13 protein-coding genes are annotated in these 15346 nt (G+C 33.0%); 10 read left to right on the top strand and 3 right to left on the bottom strand.

Annotation, left to right across the window (positions count from 1 at the left end; all coding sequences use genetic code 11):
• Positions 1-4 precede the first annotated feature (4 nt).
• Entirely contained in the window at positions 5-745 is a 741-nt protein-coding gene (locus ABWH96_RS18395; RefSeq protein ID WP_375578963.1) for an RNA methyltransferase, read from the bottom strand.
• On the opposite strand from ABWH96_RS18395, the gene ABWH96_RS18390 reads away from it, so the two are divergent.
• Positions 717-3191, top strand: a complete 2475-nt coding sequence (locus tag ABWH96_RS18390; protein ID WP_375578962.1) for a BamA/TamA family outer membrane protein — start codon at positions 717-719, stop codon at positions 3189-3191. The two genes, ABWH96_RS18395 and ABWH96_RS18390, sit on opposite strands and share 29 nt — an antisense overlap.
• On the opposite strand, the gene ABWH96_RS18385 is transcribed toward ABWH96_RS18390, so the two are convergent.
• Positions 3179-3457 (bottom strand): hypothetical protein, encoded by a 279-nt coding sequence (locus tag ABWH96_RS18385; protein ID WP_375578961.1) that lies wholly within the window; start codon positions 3455-3457, stop codon positions 3179-3181. The two genes, ABWH96_RS18390 and ABWH96_RS18385, sit on opposite strands and share 13 nt — an antisense overlap.
• A gap of 43 nt (positions 3458-3500) precedes the next feature.
• Positions 3501-3983 carry a DUF4199 domain-containing protein gene (locus ABWH96_RS18380; RefSeq protein ID WP_375578960.1) on the bottom strand — a complete coding sequence of 161 codons (483 nt, stop codon included), beginning with the start codon at positions 3981-3983 and terminating at the stop codon, positions 3501-3503.
• A gap of 382 nt (positions 3984-4365) precedes the next feature.
• Here ABWH96_RS18380 and cmk point away from each other — a divergent pair, with 382 nt between their 5' ends.
• The 9 genes from cmk (at position 4366) to ABWH96_RS18335 (ending at position 15024) form a co-directional block, all read left to right on the top strand.
• A complete protein-coding gene (gene cmk, locus ABWH96_RS18375; RefSeq protein ID WP_375578959.1) occupies positions 4366-5055 on the top strand; it encodes a (d)CMP kinase in 690 nt (229 codons plus the stop codon).
• Position 5056: 1 nt separating this feature from the next.
• Positions 5057-5965, top strand: coding sequence for a 4-hydroxy-3-methylbut-2-enyl diphosphate reductase (locus ABWH96_RS18370; protein ID WP_375581500.1), 909 nt, complete (start codon positions 5057-5059; stop codon positions 5963-5965).
• A 120-nt stretch (positions 5966-6085) separates the two neighbouring features.
• Positions 6086-7450, top strand: a complete 1365-nt coding sequence (locus ABWH96_RS18365) for a Na(+)-translocating NADH-quinone reductase subunit A (RefSeq protein WP_375581499.1) — start codon at positions 6086-6088, stop codon at positions 7448-7450.
• A gap of 53 nt (positions 7451-7503) precedes the next feature.
• The gene (locus ABWH96_RS18360; protein ID WP_375578958.1) at positions 7504-8697 is read left to right on the top strand and encodes an NADH:ubiquinone reductase (Na(+)-transporting) subunit B; all 1194 of its coding nucleotides are present in this window, start codon (positions 7504-7506) and stop codon (positions 8695-8697) included.
• Positions 8684-9430, top strand: coding sequence for an NADH:ubiquinone reductase (Na(+)-transporting) subunit C (gene nqrC / locus ABWH96_RS18355; RefSeq protein ID WP_375578957.1), 747 nt, complete (start codon positions 8684-8686; stop codon positions 9428-9430). Before ABWH96_RS18360 ends, nqrC begins: the two co-directional genes overlap by 14 nt.
• A gap of 18 nt (positions 9431-9448) precedes the next feature.
• Positions 9449-10135, top strand: coding sequence for an NADH:ubiquinone reductase (Na(+)-transporting) subunit D (locus tag ABWH96_RS18350; RefSeq protein WP_375578956.1), 687 nt, complete (start codon positions 9449-9451; stop codon positions 10133-10135).
• 19 nt (positions 10136-10154) lie between these two features.
• Positions 10155-10766, top strand: coding sequence for an NADH:ubiquinone reductase (Na(+)-transporting) subunit E (nqrE, locus tag ABWH96_RS18345; RefSeq protein WP_308351036.1), 612 nt, complete (start codon positions 10155-10157; stop codon positions 10764-10766).
• Positions 10767-10854: 88 nt separating this feature from the next.
• Positions 10855-11421 (top strand): DUF502 domain-containing protein, encoded by a 567-nt coding sequence (locus ABWH96_RS18340; RefSeq protein WP_375578955.1) that lies wholly within the window; start codon positions 10855-10857, stop codon positions 11419-11421.
• A 348-nt stretch (positions 11422-11769) separates the two neighbouring features.
• On the top strand, positions 11770-15024 hold the full coding sequence (locus ABWH96_RS18335; RefSeq protein ID WP_375578954.1) for a UvrD-helicase domain-containing protein: 3255 nt from the start codon (positions 11770-11772) through the stop codon (positions 15022-15024).
• The last annotated feature ends 322 nt before the right edge of the window (positions 15025-15346 follow it).

Raw genomic sequence — 15346 nt, 5'->3', positions numbered from 1 at the left:
AAAATTAATAATCTCTAAAAACATTATCACAAATAATAGCCGTAGCCATAGCGGCATTTAAAGATTCTGCATGACCAATTTTAGGAATGGTTACTTTATCTGAAATCGATGGAATAATGTCCTGATGAATCCCATGCGATTCATTTCCAATTACTAACAGTCCATCAGCTTCGAATTTAACTTGGTGCACATTTTTTCCTTCCAATAAAGCACCGTAAATTTTTCGGTGCTTATTTTCTCCTAAAAATCCTTTCAAATCTCTTCGGTACAAATTAGTCCTGAAAATGGAACCCATAGAAGCACTAATCACTTTTGGGTTGTAAAATTCTGCAGTAGTTTCTGAGCAAATGATGTTTTTGATGCCATACCAATCTGCTAATCTGATGATAGTACCCAAATTGCCTGGGTCTCTTATGTCATCTAGCACCAAATCAAACCCGCTCTCATCATATTTTGGAGGTACTTTTTCATGTACGACAGCCAATGCATCCGTATTGCTTTGAAATGATCCTAATGAACTTAATTCTTTTTCTTTTACAATTATTGGCTCAATTTCAGAACTCAATACTTCTTTTTGGTGTATATTCAAAAAGTCTTCAGTAACTAATAAAGATTTTATTTTATAGGGAGAGTGTAATAATTCAATGGTATTTTTGCCTCCTTCAACAATAAATAGACCTTCTTTTTGTCTGAATTTCTTTAATTGAAGAGATTTGATGAACTTTGTATTATTCTTAGTAAGCATTTATTCGATAGCACTGAAATTGATTATAAAATTAATAAAATTCTTTCTGCTGGTCAGCATCATATTTTTCACTTCTTGTGTGGGCACAAGTTATTTGAAAAAAGATGAAAAGCTTCTTTACAAGCAGAAAATTAAAGGTAATGAAAATATTTCTTCCGATAGATTAGATAATTTATTTACTCAAAAAGCTAATAGAAGAATTCTTCTATTGCCAATTTCCCCTTATGTGGCTTTTTATGAAGTGGGCAAAAGATATTATGATGAGGAGGAAGTTGAAAAAGAAAAGCAAAAAACAGAGGAAGAAATAACTAAAAGAATACAAACGGCTAGAGAAGCGGATAACCTTAATAAAGCGACCAGGCTTGAAAGGAAATTGAATAAGAAAAATGAAAAGTTCTCTACAAAGTTAGAAGAAGGAAACCTTTTCATGAGATGGGGAGAACCTTTATCTATCTTTGATTCTGCTGTAGCTCAAAATACTACTGATCAAATTCAACTCTTTATGGAATCTAAAGGATTTTTCGATGCCAAGGTGGATTATGAAGTAAAATATAAAGGAGTTAATGACAATAGAGCGATCATAACCTATCAAATTGAAGAAAATAAATCCTATTTAATTGATACAGTTTTTTATGATACAGGTGGCGATAGGGTAATGATGAGTGTACTAGTTGGTGCTCGAAGAAATAGTTTGGTAAAAGCAGGTGATAATTATGACCAAAGTAAATTGACAGAAGAGCGTGAAAGAATCGAAAATATTATGAAAGATAAAGGGTATTATACTTTTTCAAGACAATTTGTTGAATTCAATGTATATAGAGACCCAGATACCACATCCATGGCTTTAGAAATTTTAATCAATAAACCACAGGATGAAAATAATCATAAGCGCTATAAATTAGATAGAGTCAATTTTACAACGGACGTAAATACACAAGTAGGAGGAAGCAGCCGTAAATTAGAACCATTTAATTCGATCAATTATTTTTATTATGAGCAAGCTTACAGAAAGAAGGTTTTGGATCAGAGAGTTTTTCTGAGGCCAGGTGAATATTACAGTTTGGAAAATACCCTAAGTACCCAGCGTCAGTTAGCTAACTTAGATATGTTTCGATTTGTGAATATAAAATTTGATACGGCTGGAGGGGATTTTGTGGCCAATATCTTTACCAGTCCATTAGAGAAGTATCAGTTAAGTAATGAGTTGGGTGTCAATGTTAATGTAACTTTTGGATTACCTGGCCCTTTTTATAATGTGTCTCTGAAAAATAGAAATCCATTTGGTGGAATTGAAATAATGGAACTTTCAGGACGCTTAGGTTTTGAAGGAGTGGCAAATTTATCTGATCAAACACAAGTTACTACAGCCACAGAAGCAAGAGCTAATTTATCCCTTACTTTTCCACATTTTTTATTCCCATTGGGAACTCAGTTGAAATCTAAATTTGCATTATTAAATCCTAAAACTAAAACAGGTATTGGATTTAATTTTACCGATCGTCCTGAATATGTAAGAAGTAATTTGAATGCTTCTTATGGTTATTCATGGCAAAATAAAAAGAGATGGATATTTGATTTGACTATTACTGATGTCAATTTAATTGAATCTGATTTAGAAGAAGATTTTAGGGACGCTTTAGAGGAGCAAACTGTCTTTGGAGAACAGCTCAGTAGATCATTTCTGCCATCATTTGTCTCCAGCAGTTCTATCAATATTTCTAAAAATTTCAATAACTATGGACAAGCTAACAGCCGAGCAAGTTTCATAAAATTCTTTGCAGAAACCGGTGGCAATTTATTAAATGTAAATGTCATTAGTAGAAACATAAATGATGATTCTTTAGCTTATTTTCAATTTTTGAAAGCATCTATCGACTACAGAACTTATATTCCTTATGGAAGAGAAAGCACCTTTGCATATCGATTCCATATTGGGGCAGCGAAGCCATATGGTGATTTTTCTCAGGATATTTTACCATATGAAAAGTATTATTTTGCAGGAGGTAGTAATAGTATTAGAGCTTGGGCGCCCAGGCGTTTAGGTCCTGGAAGTTATGTGGAAACAAATGATGAAGGGAATTTTATTTATAGTTTTGAACAGCCAGGAGAAATAATATTTGAGACTAGTTTTGAGGTAAGGCGTAACTTGATCAATTTTCTGGACGGTGCGCTCTTTCTTGATGCAGGTAACGTTTGGTCTTTTTCTGAAAATGGTAAACCAGGAAGTGTATTTCAATTTGATCGATTCTATAAAGAAATTGCCATAGGCACTGGTTTTGGTTTAAGAATAGATTTTTCTTTTTTGATCCTGCGCTTTGATTTCGCCTTTAAATTGTACGATCCTGCACGAGATCCTGGTGAGCGATGGACAATAAGTGAATGGAATTTAGGTACAAGGCAGAATTATGGGCCAGCTTTAAATATAGGAATAGGTTATCCTTTCTGATTTTTCTTTTTCCGGAACAGGTTTTTAATATCATCGAAGGATTCCTCAAAACTGTTTGCTATATCTTTAAAGACCTCCTTATTATCTTCTGTAAACTCATTGAAATCTTTTTCTAAGGATTCTTTATTTCGCTTAAGTTCATTTAAACGCTCTTTTAATTCAAGCTTTTCAGAAATATTGCTTTGACTGATTTCTGAAAACAAATCATCTATTTTTTTGCCTGTCTTGCTAAAAAATTCTTCTGCTTTACCTCTTTTATATTCCATTTCTATACCTTCATATGAATTATCAAGAATTGCTTCAAATGCACTATTTCGAATCTTTATTTTCTCTTTGCTCCTTCAAAAATTTTTCTGGAGTTCTTTTTTTATACCATTGCATTACTCCATAGCTCAAGAAAAATCCAGAACCTGAGCCCTCCATTATAATTATAAAAGAAATTAAAAATGCATTAAGATAATTCCCAAAAGGTTCAACGTTTTTTATTTCTTCTAAAAATTCAGAATTAGATAATAAGTATATAAATATAAAAATAGCAAACGCCAATGATGAACTCACAGCGGTAAACATTCCAGTTCCGATACCTTTGAAATAATCAAAATTGTCGTTTTTATCATGAATCGACTTAATGGAATAAAAAACTCCAGCCCCCATTATAATAATATTTAAAGCTCTAAGTTCTAGATTATGTCCTAATCCAACTGCATTCATAATAAGAAAGTAAGCCACAAGGCCAATAAAAACTATAATTCCACCTATAAGTCCGTTATATTCAATTGAATCCTTTTTCATAGTTTTTTTGATTGTTTATGTAATTAACACGGCATGAGCGTAATTGTTGTTACTTTAAAAATCAAGAATTCATCTTAACCCCGCTTTATTCATGAAAAGCTTGTTAGCATAATTGATTATCAATTGATTAGTTCAAGCTTAACTTTTCAGATAAGTAAATATAATTGAGTATTTCATCGAATAATTCATGAATTTCCTTGCTTATCCGTTATATTTGTGTCCGTATCAGAATAGGAGAAATTGATGCTCAAAAAAGCTATAAAATTGAATTTTATATTCTTACTTATCATAAGCTTATTTTTATCGGCCTGCGTAAATAATGGTGGTCGTAAATCAATGCCTAAGAAAAAACCCTTGCCTTGCCCGGTTAAAGATTGTTAAAATGAGAAAAATAGTTATTGCAATAGATGGATTTTCAGCTTGTGGGAAAAGTAGTACGGCTAAGGAAGTAGCAAGTCAGCTAGGCTATAGTTATATTGATTCTGGGGCAATGTATAGAGCGGTGACTTTGTATTTTCATCAGAATTATGTTACAATTGATAACCCAAAAGAGGTGTCCAAGGCTATCGATAATATTAACATTACTTTCAATTTTAATGAAAGAAAGGCTTCTAGTGAAACTTATTTGAATGGGTTAAATGTTGAAGAGGAAATCCGAAAAATGTATATATCTAATCAGGTTAGTGCCGTAAGTGCAATACCTGATGTGAGAAAAAACATGGTAAGTCAGCAACGGAAATTAGGAAAGAAAAAAGGAGTAGTGATGGATGGAAGAGATATTGGTTCAAATGTTTTTCCGGATGCAGAGTTGAAGATTTTCATGCAAGCTAATTTGAAAGTGAGAGCAGAGCGAAGACAAGCAGAATTATTGGAAAAAGACCAATTAGTGCCAATTCCTGAAATCGAAGAAAATTTATTAGCTCGAGATAAAATGGATTCAGAGAGGAAAGAGAATCCTTTGATTATTCCTGAAGATGCTTACATTTTGGATACCAGTGAATTAACATTGCCAGAGCAGGTAGAATACGTTCTCCAATTGGCAACTGAAAAAATGATTAAATACGATGACTAAATTGAAAGTGACCATAGATCAAGATTCTGGCTATTGCTTCGGAGTTGAATATGCTATAAGAATGGCAGAAGATGCAATGGAGGAATCTGGGAAACTATATTGTTTGGGTGATATTGTCCACAACGATATGGAAGTCAAAAGACTATACAATAAAGGCTTAAGAGTAATTAATCATGAGGATTTAAAGCACCTTAATGACTGCAAAGTTTTAATTAGAGCCCATGGTGAGCCACCTGAAACCTATCGTATTGCTATGGAAAACAACATTGAACTGATTGATGCAAGTTGTCCTGTAGTTTTAAAATTGCAAAATAGAGTGAAAAATGCACATGATAAAATGTGTACTGATAAAGGACAGATTGTTATTTATGGTAAGAAGGGTCATGCGGAAGTAACAGGTTTAGATGGTCAAACCAATGGTAATGCAATTATTGTTATGGATGAATCGGATCTTGAAAAGATAGATTTCAAAAGACCAGTTACTTTATTTAGTCAGACCACAAAAAGTACAACAGGCTTTTATGACATAAAGGAGAAGATTGAAAATAGATTAAAGCAGGCTCAAGCGGATTTAAAAGAAGAAAAATCAGCTTCTTTTAATGCTAATGATAGTATTTGTAGGCAAGTTTCTAATAGAGAACCAAAATTAAATGAATTCTCTAAGCAACATGATGTGGTTTTGTTTGTGAGTGGAAAGAAAAGCTCTAATGGAAAAGCACTTTATCAGGTTTGTAAAGCTCAAAACCCCAACAGTTATTTTGTTGAAAACGAAGAGGAGATAGATCCACTTTGGTTTGAAGGTCAAAAAACAGTCGGAATATGCGGAGCAACTTCAACTCCTATGTGGTTAATGGAAAAAGTTAAAAAATTTGTAGAAAATATTGAACACGAAAGTCTCTTAAGCTGTTAATCAAAAAGTTTTCAGTTGAATTAATTATGTACAGTATTATTGTATTAAAAGATTTTTTTTAGCAAAATAATTCTTAATTTTGCCTCAATTTCAAATAAGGGTTCATTGTTAAATAAAGACATGTCTCATACCATTAAACTTAAAAAAGGTTTTGATATCAACTTAGCAGGAAAAGCTGAGAACAAAATATCAAATGCGCCTAAACCAGAAACATTCGCGATTAAACCTACTGATTTCCCAGCCATTACAAGGCCAAAGTTATTAGTAGAAGAAGGTGACGCTGTTAAAGCAGGATCTCCTTTGATCTACGATAAAATGGCTCCAGATGTATTATACTGTTCTCCGGTAAGTGGAGAAGTAGCTGAAATCAAAAGAGGGGAAAAGCGAAAGTTATTAGAATTAAGAATTTTAGCGGATAAAGAAAATGAATTTGAAGATTTCGGGAGTCATTCCAAATCAGATCTCAAATCATTAGATGCTGATAAAGCTAAAGAAACAATGCTTAAAAGCGGTGTTTGGCCTAATATTATCCAAAGACCTTATGGTATTGTAGCTAATCCTGAAGATTCGCCAAAAGCAATTTTCATTTCTGCATTTGATACACACCCATTAGCTCCAGATTATAACTTCATTTATAAAGAAGAGGAGGAAGCTTTTGCAGCTGGTCTTGAGGTAATTAAAAAATTCACTGAAGGGAAAGTACATATCAATATTTCTGAGGATAAAGAAATGTTGAAAATGTTCAGTCAAGCCGAAGGTGTTCAAATCAATAAATTTTCAGGTAAGCATCCATCAGGTAATGTTGGTGTTCAGATTCATCATATTGACCCGATAAATAAGGGGGATATTGCTTGGACAGTTAAACCTTATGGAGTAATCCAGATTGGTAAGCTTTTCCTATCAGGAAGATATGATGCTTCTAAAAAAGTGGCCTTAACTGGTTCTGAAGTAAGCGAGCCTCAATATTATCAAACCTATGTGGGAGCTTCAATAAAGAATATTATTAAAGACAATATTTCTGGAGACCATGTAAGATATATTTCAGGAAATCCATTAACTGGGGAACGAATTGATGCTGATGGGTATTTAGGATACTATGACGAGCAAATAACTGTTGTTCCAGAAGGTGATTTTGAAGAATTATTAGGTTGGATAAAGCCTACAACTTCAAAATTAAGTATCCACAGAGCTATTGGTTTATTGTCTTTCTTGAACAAAAAGAAAGAATATGTATTAAATACTAATACCAATGGAGAGGAAAGGGCATTTGTCTTAACTGGTGAGTTTGAAAAAGTTCTTCCAATGGATATATTGCCTAACTATTTGTTCAAAGCTATAATGGCGGAAGATTATGATGAGATGGAAGCTTTAGGCATCTTCGAATTAATAGAAGAAGATGTGGCATTATGTGAGTTTATTGATGTTTCTAAGCATGAGTTACAAGCCATCTTAAGAAAAGGAATCAATTTAATGATAAATGGATAAAAGGTAATTGATCCATAGGGTTAATACCAGTAAATATAATCATACTATAAAATATGAATCCAATACAAAAATTCTTCGATAAAATTGAACCTCTTTTTGAGAAAGGGGGGAAATACGAGAAGTACTATACATTGTACGAAGGGCACAGAACCATTCTTTTTAGACCAAAATTGGTAACGGGTAAAAAAGGAGTGCAAGTTAGAGATGCTAATGATTTGAAGAGAACCATGATTACAGTGGTTATCGCAATGATTCCTTGTTTGTTATTTGGAATCTGGAACATTGGTCATCAGCATTTTTTAGCACTAGGTGAAACTGCAACCTTTATTCAAAAAATTGGGATTGGTGCAATTCAAGCTATTCCAATCATAATTGTTTCTTATGCAGTAGGGCTAGGTACTGAATTTGCAATCTGCGTCATTCGAAATCACCCAGTAAATGAAGGCTATTTGGTAACAGGTATGTTGATTGCCTTAATTATGCCTCCAAGTATTCCTTTATGGCAAGTAGCATTAGCTACAATTTTTGCTGTAATTATTGCTAAAGAAGTTTTTGGTGGAACAGGTATGAATGTTTTAAATGTTGCCTTAACCGCTAGAGCATTTTTATATTTTGCTTATCCTACTGATATTTCTGGTGAGGTTTGGACTTATTTAGGAGATGCTACTGCTGTTGATGGATATTCTGGAGCTACAGCATTAGCAGTTGCATATGACACAGCTTTAAATGGAACAGGAACTGTAATGGAATCATTCTCAAGCTTCTGGGCTGAAGGAATGTATTCTTTCAAAAACATGTTCATTGGAGCAATACCTGGTTCAATTGGAGAAACTTCAACACTAATGGTATTGATTGGAGCTGCAATCCTGATTATTACTGGAGTTGGAAGCTGGAAAATCATCTTTAGTGTATTTGCTGGGGCTTGGTTAATGGGCTTAGGATTTAATGCAATTGGTGTTAATGCCTTTATGGAAATGCCTGCTCATTATCATTTAGTAATAGGAGGTTTAGCTTTTGGAGCTGTATTTATGGCAACTGATCCTGTATCAGCATCCCATACAGAAACTGGTAAATGGATTTATGGATTCTTGATAGGGATTTTAACTGTAATTATAAGAGTTGTTAACCCTGCTTATCCAGAAGGAATTATGCTAGCCATTCTTTTAATGAATGTGTTTGCTCCATTAATTGATCATTATGTTGTTGAATCTAATAAAAAGAGGAGGTTAAAACGTGCGACAGTCTAATTATTACGTAATATTATTTTCCGTCATACTAACAATTGTATTGGGCGGATTATTGGCAGCTACTTCTGAAGGTTTAGGACCTATTCAGCAAAAGTCAATAGAGTTGGATACTAAAAAACAAATTCTTGGTGCTGTATTGGAAGTTACACCAGAGATGGATGTAATTGAAACGTACGATAAAGCCATAAAATCTGAAGTAACAGATTACGAAGGCAATATTGTAACCGAAAATAAAAAAGGCGAAGAGCTAGTAGCTGAAGATGTAAGTGTTGAAAAACAATACAAAAATGCACCTGAAGAAAGACTTTATCCTGTGTTTAAATATTATGGCAAAGATGGAGGAGAAGAGATAGAATCTTATATTCTTCCTGTTTATGGTAGCGGATTATGGGATAATATTTGGGGTTATATCGCTTTGGATACGGAAGGAAAAACCATTAAAGGAGCTGTATTTGCTCACGCAGGTGAAACTCCAGGATTAGGTGCTAGAATTACTGAAGATCAAGTTCAAGCTAGATTTGAAGGTAAAAAATTATATAACGATCAAGGAGAATTAGTGTCAGTTAAAATGCTTAAAGGGGAAAATAATCCTGAAAGTAAATTGGATGAGCACCATGTTGACGGAATGTCAGGAGCCACAATTACTGGTAATGGTTTAAATGATATGTTAAAAAATTACTTTAAGCATTACCAATCATATTTTAACAAAAAAGGTGCTACTGCCACTTTATAATTTAAAGAAATTAAAGATATGAGTACAGAAACTGTAGATAAACCGGTAAAAAAAGAATCGGAAGCTTTTCTTTCCAAAAGAAGGAAAAAGATTGTTACCGATCCGTTAAATGACGATAACCCGATTACCATTCAGGTATTAGGTATTTGTTCTGCTTTGGCAGTAACTACACAGATGAAACCAACAATGGTAATGTCAATTGCGGTTATTTTTGTGATAGTTTTTTCAAACTTAACCATTTCATTAATCAGGAAATTAATCCCTAACCGAGTAAGGATTATTGTTCAATTGGCGGTTATTGCAACTTTGGTGACTTTAGTAAATGAAGTATTACAAGCTTTTGCTTATGATATGTATAAAGAGCTAAGTGTATTTGTTGGTTTGATTATCACAAACTGTATTATAATGGGACGTTTGGAAGCATTTGCTTTAGCTAACAAACCCTATGATTCTATACTTGATGGTTTAGGTAGTGGATTGGGATATGCTTGGATTATATTAGCTGTTGCTTTCTTTAGAGAATTATTTGGATCAGGTGCAATATTTGGTTTTAATGTATTTGAAGCTATTGGTTTCACCGCAGATGGCTGGGTTGGAATGGACTATCAGGCAAATGGTATTATGGTAACCCCGGTTGGTGCCTTCTTTATATTAGGGCTCATCATTTGGGTTCAAAGAAATAAAACAGGTTACGTAGAAAATTAATCGCTAAAATTTTTATACAATGGATTTAATTAACTTAGGAATAAAATCAATTTTTATAGAGAACATGGTTTTCGCCTATTTCTTAGGTATGTGTTCTTTTTTGGCGGTTTCTAAAAAAGTAAGCACTGCTTTCGGTTTAGGATTGGCTGTAGTTTTCGTTTTGACTATCACAGTTCCAACTAACTGGTTCTTGGCTGAGTATGTATTAAATGAAGGAGCACTTACATGGTTAAGTAAAGATTTAGCTACAGTAGATTTAAGCTTCTTAAGCTTTATCATGTACATTGCTGTAATTGCATCTATGGTGCAATTGGTTGAGATGGTTATTGAAAAAACATCTCCAGCTCTATATGGCTCTTTAGGTATATTTCTACCATTAATTGCTGTAAACTGTGCAATTTTGGGTTCATCTTTATTCATGGCCCAAAGAGAATATGGATTAGCTGAATCAGCTGTTTATGGCTTTTCTTCAGGAATAGGATGGTTCTTAGCAATTATTGCTTTAGCTGCTATTCGTGAAAGATTGAAATATTCTAATGTACCAGATGGTTTAAAAGGATTAGGAATCACCATGTTAATCACTGGATTAATGGGGATAGCATTTATGTCTTTTATGGGGATTTCAATTTAATTAAAGATTTAATTTGATATTTTCAAAGCCTTGATGGACTTCATCAAGGCTTTTTTCGTTCTAGACTTATTGTTACTTTATTTTTATTATGAGACAAAAGATATTTACAAAAATTGCAAGCTATTTTTTTAGGGGGCTATTATTCGTAGCACCAATTGCTTTTACACTTTTAGTAATACAAGCAGTTTTTAACTGGCTCGATGGGTTATTACCAGTTAATATTCCAGGCCTTGGTATAATAATTTTGATATCGGCCATTGTTGGTATAGGATATTTAGGGTCAACATATTTCATGAAGCCCTTTTTCGAGATGTTCGAACAAATTATCAAAAAGATTCCATTATTAAGCCTAATTTATAATTCCATAAAAGATTTAGTAGGTGCCTTTGTGGGTGATAAGAAGAAATTCAATGAGCCTGTTATGGTGCAATTTGATGAAGCAGGCAAAATATTTAAACCAGGTTTTATTACTCAGAACGATTTAAGTAAAGTTGCATTAACTGGCTATTGTTCTGTTTATATGCCCCATTCCTATAATTTTTCAGGTAATATAATTGTCGTAAAAAATGATCTAATTCATCCTTGGGATGTGAATAGCACAAATGCAATGAAATTTATTGTTTCTGGAGGTGTTAGTGGTTTTGAAGATATGTAATAAATAAGTTATAAAAGAATCATTAATTTTTTTAATTACCATTGAAATATAAATTAAAACATATTAAATATTAATAAAAAATTAAAATTGCAATATTATTAAACTTGTATTTTTACTCATCAATGTAGGTTATTATATTTGTTTTAAAATAAAAAGATTAAAATGACTAGGGGAGAAGTTTTGAATGTAAAAGCAAAATATAAATCGATAATCAATACAAGTTCTGTGGGAGATATAGTTTCGACTATAATTATCTGTATTGAATGTATTGTAGCCTCTTCTGTGATTTTAATGAATATATTAAACTAAGCACTTTTAATTTAGTGTAACTTACCTTAATTTTCCTTTATGCATAAGGAAAATCTGTTCACGGTTTATAAATCATCTGCTGGTAGTGGGAAAACTTTTACACTCACCAGAGAATATTTAAAATTAGCCTTTCAAAACCCTGATCATTTCAAAAAAATATTAGCGGTTACTTTTACCAATAAAGCGACTCAGGAAATGAAAGAGCGGATTATTCAGAATCTCTTTGATTTTTCTGGTAATGCTCCCTCTGATATGGGAGAGCAACTAAAAAGTATCCTAGGTTTTTCTGATTCTCAATTGCAAAGTCAATCTCAACAACTTTTAATTTCAATACTCCATAATTATAGTCGATTTTCTGTTCAAACCATCGATCGATTCTTTCAGAATGTTATGCGATCATTCGCAAGGGAATTAAGTCTTCAAGGTGATGGAGAATTACTTCTAAATACGGATGAAGTCAGACAAGCAGTTCTTGATTTACTAATGGAGGATATCAGTGAACCAAAACATGCTGCTTTAAAAAATTGGATCATAGATTTCTCTATCAATAAGTTGGAAGATAAAGGTAAATGGGATGTTAGGAGAGACATTCTATCCTTTACAGAGGAATTAATGAAAGATGATTTTAAAATCATTGAAAATGCCTTGAATAAAGAAATCAGTGATTATGAGAAGCTGAAAGTATTTAAAGACAAGCTCAATAAAATTATTGCCCAATTTGAAAACATTTTGGATGGAATCAGTAAAAATGCTTTTAATCTTATTGAAAGCAAAGGCTTAACTCTTGATGATTTTAGCGGGAAAGGAAGGTCTGCACCTAATTTTTTCAATAAGATCAGTAAGGAAAGTAAAACAAAGAATAAATACGAGTTAAGCGATTTAGTAAATGCTACAGTCCAAAAAGCCTTAGAATCTAATGGTGAAACTTTAGCTGCCAAGACTTCTAAGAAAAAAGAACTTATTCTTCAAACGGCATCCGAAGGCTTAATAGATTTTTTCCATGAAGCTATTCAATACATTCAAAAAAACCTTGGTGAATATCGTTCTGCTGAAAATATTTTGAAAAATATTTATTTAATAGGGATCACCCAGCATTTCAATCAAAGAATGCAGGACTATAAAAAGGAAGAGGGGATTCAATTTCTCTCTGATACCACTCAGTTTTTGAATCAAATAATCGGGACAGACCCTGCTGAAAGTCCATTTGTGTATGAAAAGATGGGTAGTTTTTATGACCATTTTTTGATTGATGAGTTTCAGGATACATCCACTTTGCAGTGGCAGAATTTTAAACCCTTAGTGGAAAATTCACTCGCAGAAGGAAATGAAAACTTGGTCGTAGGTGATGTAAAACAATCCATTTACCGGTGGCGTGGTGGTGATTGGAGATTATTATTAAAGGGCTTGAAAGAAGACATTTCTCCTGCCTTTTATCACGAAGATGCATTAAGTCATAATTTTCGAAGCAAACCTAATGTTATAGATTTCAATAATAATTTATTTACTGCTTTACCTTCTATTATCAAATCAAATGCGGTTAATAAAGACAAGAATAATTTTACAGCCGAAGTTGAGTATTTGTTGCAGGATCTGCCAGATGCCTACAATGAGGTGGTTCAGCAAAAGAAAAAAGATTATCCTTATAATGGATTTGTAGAATTACAGTTTTTTGAGGAAGATGAAACAGAAGAAGGAGATAAAATCAGCTGGAAGGAAAAGGCTTTAGAGAAATTTGTGTTTGATTTAGAACGTTTGCAAGAAGCAGGTATCCAACTCAAGGATGTTGGTATTTTGGTAAGAAGAAAATCAGAAGGAATTGAAATTCAAGATTTTCTGGAGCAGTATAAAAATGAGAATCCCCAAAAGGCAAAGGATTATGATTACAATGTTATTTCTGATGAGACATTACTACTGTCTAGTGCTCACATTGTAAATTTCATATTGAACTGCTTTCAGTATTTATATACAGCTGATAAAATTGCTCTGGCTCAAATTAAATTCTACTATCAGAAAATTATCAATGAGGACAATGCGCTAATTCATGAAATTGTAAAGGTAGACGGTAATGATGATTTCTTGCCAGAAGCGTTTTTATCTGCACAGAAAGAATTAATGAGTTTGAGTTTATTGGAAATGAGTGAAAAACTCATTCAGCTATTCAGGTTGAAAGAAATAAAGAAAGAAAAAGCCTATTTATCTGCATTTCAAGATGTGTTATTAGATTTCGGGAATAAAGGGGGAATCCCTGATTTTATGGAATGGTGGGAACAAAATAGCTACTCTTATGCCATCAAATTACAATCCAATGAAAATTCAGCAAGGCTGATGACTATCCATAAAGCCAAAGGATTGGAATTTAAAATCTGCATGATCCCACTTTTGGAATGGACATTAAGTCCTAGTGCTATCATGGCTCCTACGCTATGGGTCAATACAGAAGACACACAATTTTCAGAGATTCCTTATTTACCTTTAAAGCAATCTTCATCTTTAAAAGATTCTGTATTTGCTCATGCCTATTGGGAGGAAGAAGTTAAAAGTTATTTAGATAACCTCAATTTGTTGTACGTTGCAATGACCCGAGCAGGAAATGCACTTTTAGTCAATACTAAGGCTAAAAGTGATCCAAGGTATATTTCCAATCTTCTTTTAGAGTTTTCTGGAACGCATGAAGATTGGAATGAAGATGAATTCAAATTAACTATAGGTCAGGATTCTGATTTTGCATTAATGGCAAAAGATAAAGAAGAAAAAGCAGAAGCATTTTCAACGGTTTCAGTGGATTTGACTTATTATGAAAGTCATAATTGGCATGAAAAATTACAGATTAAGCATTCTCAAACCTTAATAATGGATGACTCAGGTTTGTCCAAAACGGATTTGGGGATTTACGTTCATGACATTTTTTCCCAACTGAATGATTTATCTGAAATTCCAAGTTTACTAGAAAAAGTTAAAGCCGAGAAAATGCTGAATACAGAAGATTATGAATCTATTCAGAAACTTGTGAAAGATAATCTTCAAAAAGGAAGTGACTTATTGCCTTGGTTTGAAACGGATTGGGAAGTGAAAACAGAAGTGCCTGTTCTACTAACTGATGGTTCATTAATCCGACTGGATAGGGTTTTGCTTAAAAATAATGAGGCGAGAATATTAGATTTTAAAACAGGTAAAAAATCCGAACAAGATAAAAATCAGCTTAATTTTTATAGAAATACTTTAAAGAAAATGGGCTATGAAAAAGTCACAGCCCACATTGCCTACTTAAATCCTTTGGAGATAGAAGAGGTTTAGGTTTTGGATTGAGAATTGATAATTTAAGGGTTTTTGGTCTATTTCTAATTAAAACCTTTGAGATTAGTATATGCTAATTTTATACGGGAAATGGTAAGGTCGTTCCTACGGAACTTGTGAGCGAGCTAAGATTTGAATTACCATAAGTTCGTCCCGATGGGACTTAAAATGTACAGTAAGTTTTTGATTCTGAATTAAGTTGAAAATAGAAATAGCAATTATTATTATGGAAAGAAAATTGACAATCAAGGCCCCAGAGGGGTCTAATTATGGTAATGAGTATAAAAACCTGAATACTAAGCTCCGTAGGAGTGACCGTATT

The organism is Marivirga tractuosa, assembly GCF_042140215.1.
GTDB lineage: Bacteria > Bacteroidota > Bacteroidia > Cytophagales > Cyclobacteriaceae > Marivirga > Marivirga tractuosa_A.
Note: the sequence above shows the minus strand (reverse complement) of the source record. Positions and strands in the feature narration are given on the sequence as shown.

Excerpts from the sequence above, each read along its gene's own strand:
- ABWH96_RS18395 (WP_375578963.1), bottom strand. The coding sequence starts at position 745 with ATGCTTACTAAGAATAATACAAAGTTCATCAAATCTCTTCAATTAAAG.
- ABWH96_RS18380 (WP_375578960.1), bottom strand. The coding sequence starts at position 3,983 with ATGAAAAAGGATTCAATTGAATATAACGGACTTATAGGTGGAATTATA.
- ABWH96_RS18360 (WP_375578958.1), top strand. The coding sequence starts at position 7,504 with ATGAATCCAATACAAAAATTCTTCGATAAAATTGAACCTCTTTTTGAG.
- cmk (WP_375578959.1), top strand. The coding sequence starts at position 4,366 with ATGAGAAAAATAGTTATTGCAATAGATGGATTTTCAGCTTGTGGGAAA.
- ABWH96_RS18335 (WP_375578954.1), top strand. The coding sequence starts at position 11,770 with ATGCATAAGGAAAATCTGTTCACGGTTTATAAATCATCTGCTGGTAGT.
- ABWH96_RS18390 (WP_375578962.1), top strand. The coding sequence starts at position 717 with ATGAACTTTGTATTATTCTTAGTAAGCATTTATTCGATAGCACTGAAA.
- ABWH96_RS18350 (WP_375578956.1), top strand. The coding sequence starts at position 9,449 with ATGAGTACAGAAACTGTAGATAAACCGGTAAAAAAAGAATCGGAAGCT.
- ABWH96_RS18365 (WP_375581499.1), top strand. The coding sequence starts at position 6,086 with ATGTCTCATACCATTAAACTTAAAAAAGGTTTTGATATCAACTTAGCA.
- nqrE (WP_308351036.1), top strand. The coding sequence starts at position 10,155 with ATGGATTTAATTAACTTAGGAATAAAATCAATTTTTATAGAGAACATG.
- ABWH96_RS18340 (WP_375578955.1), top strand. The coding sequence starts at position 10,855 with ATGAGACAAAAGATATTTACAAAAATTGCAAGCTATTTTTTTAGGGGG.
- ABWH96_RS18385 (WP_375578961.1), bottom strand. The coding sequence starts at position 3,457 with ATGGAATATAAAAGAGGTAAAGCAGAAGAATTTTTTAGCAAGACAGGC.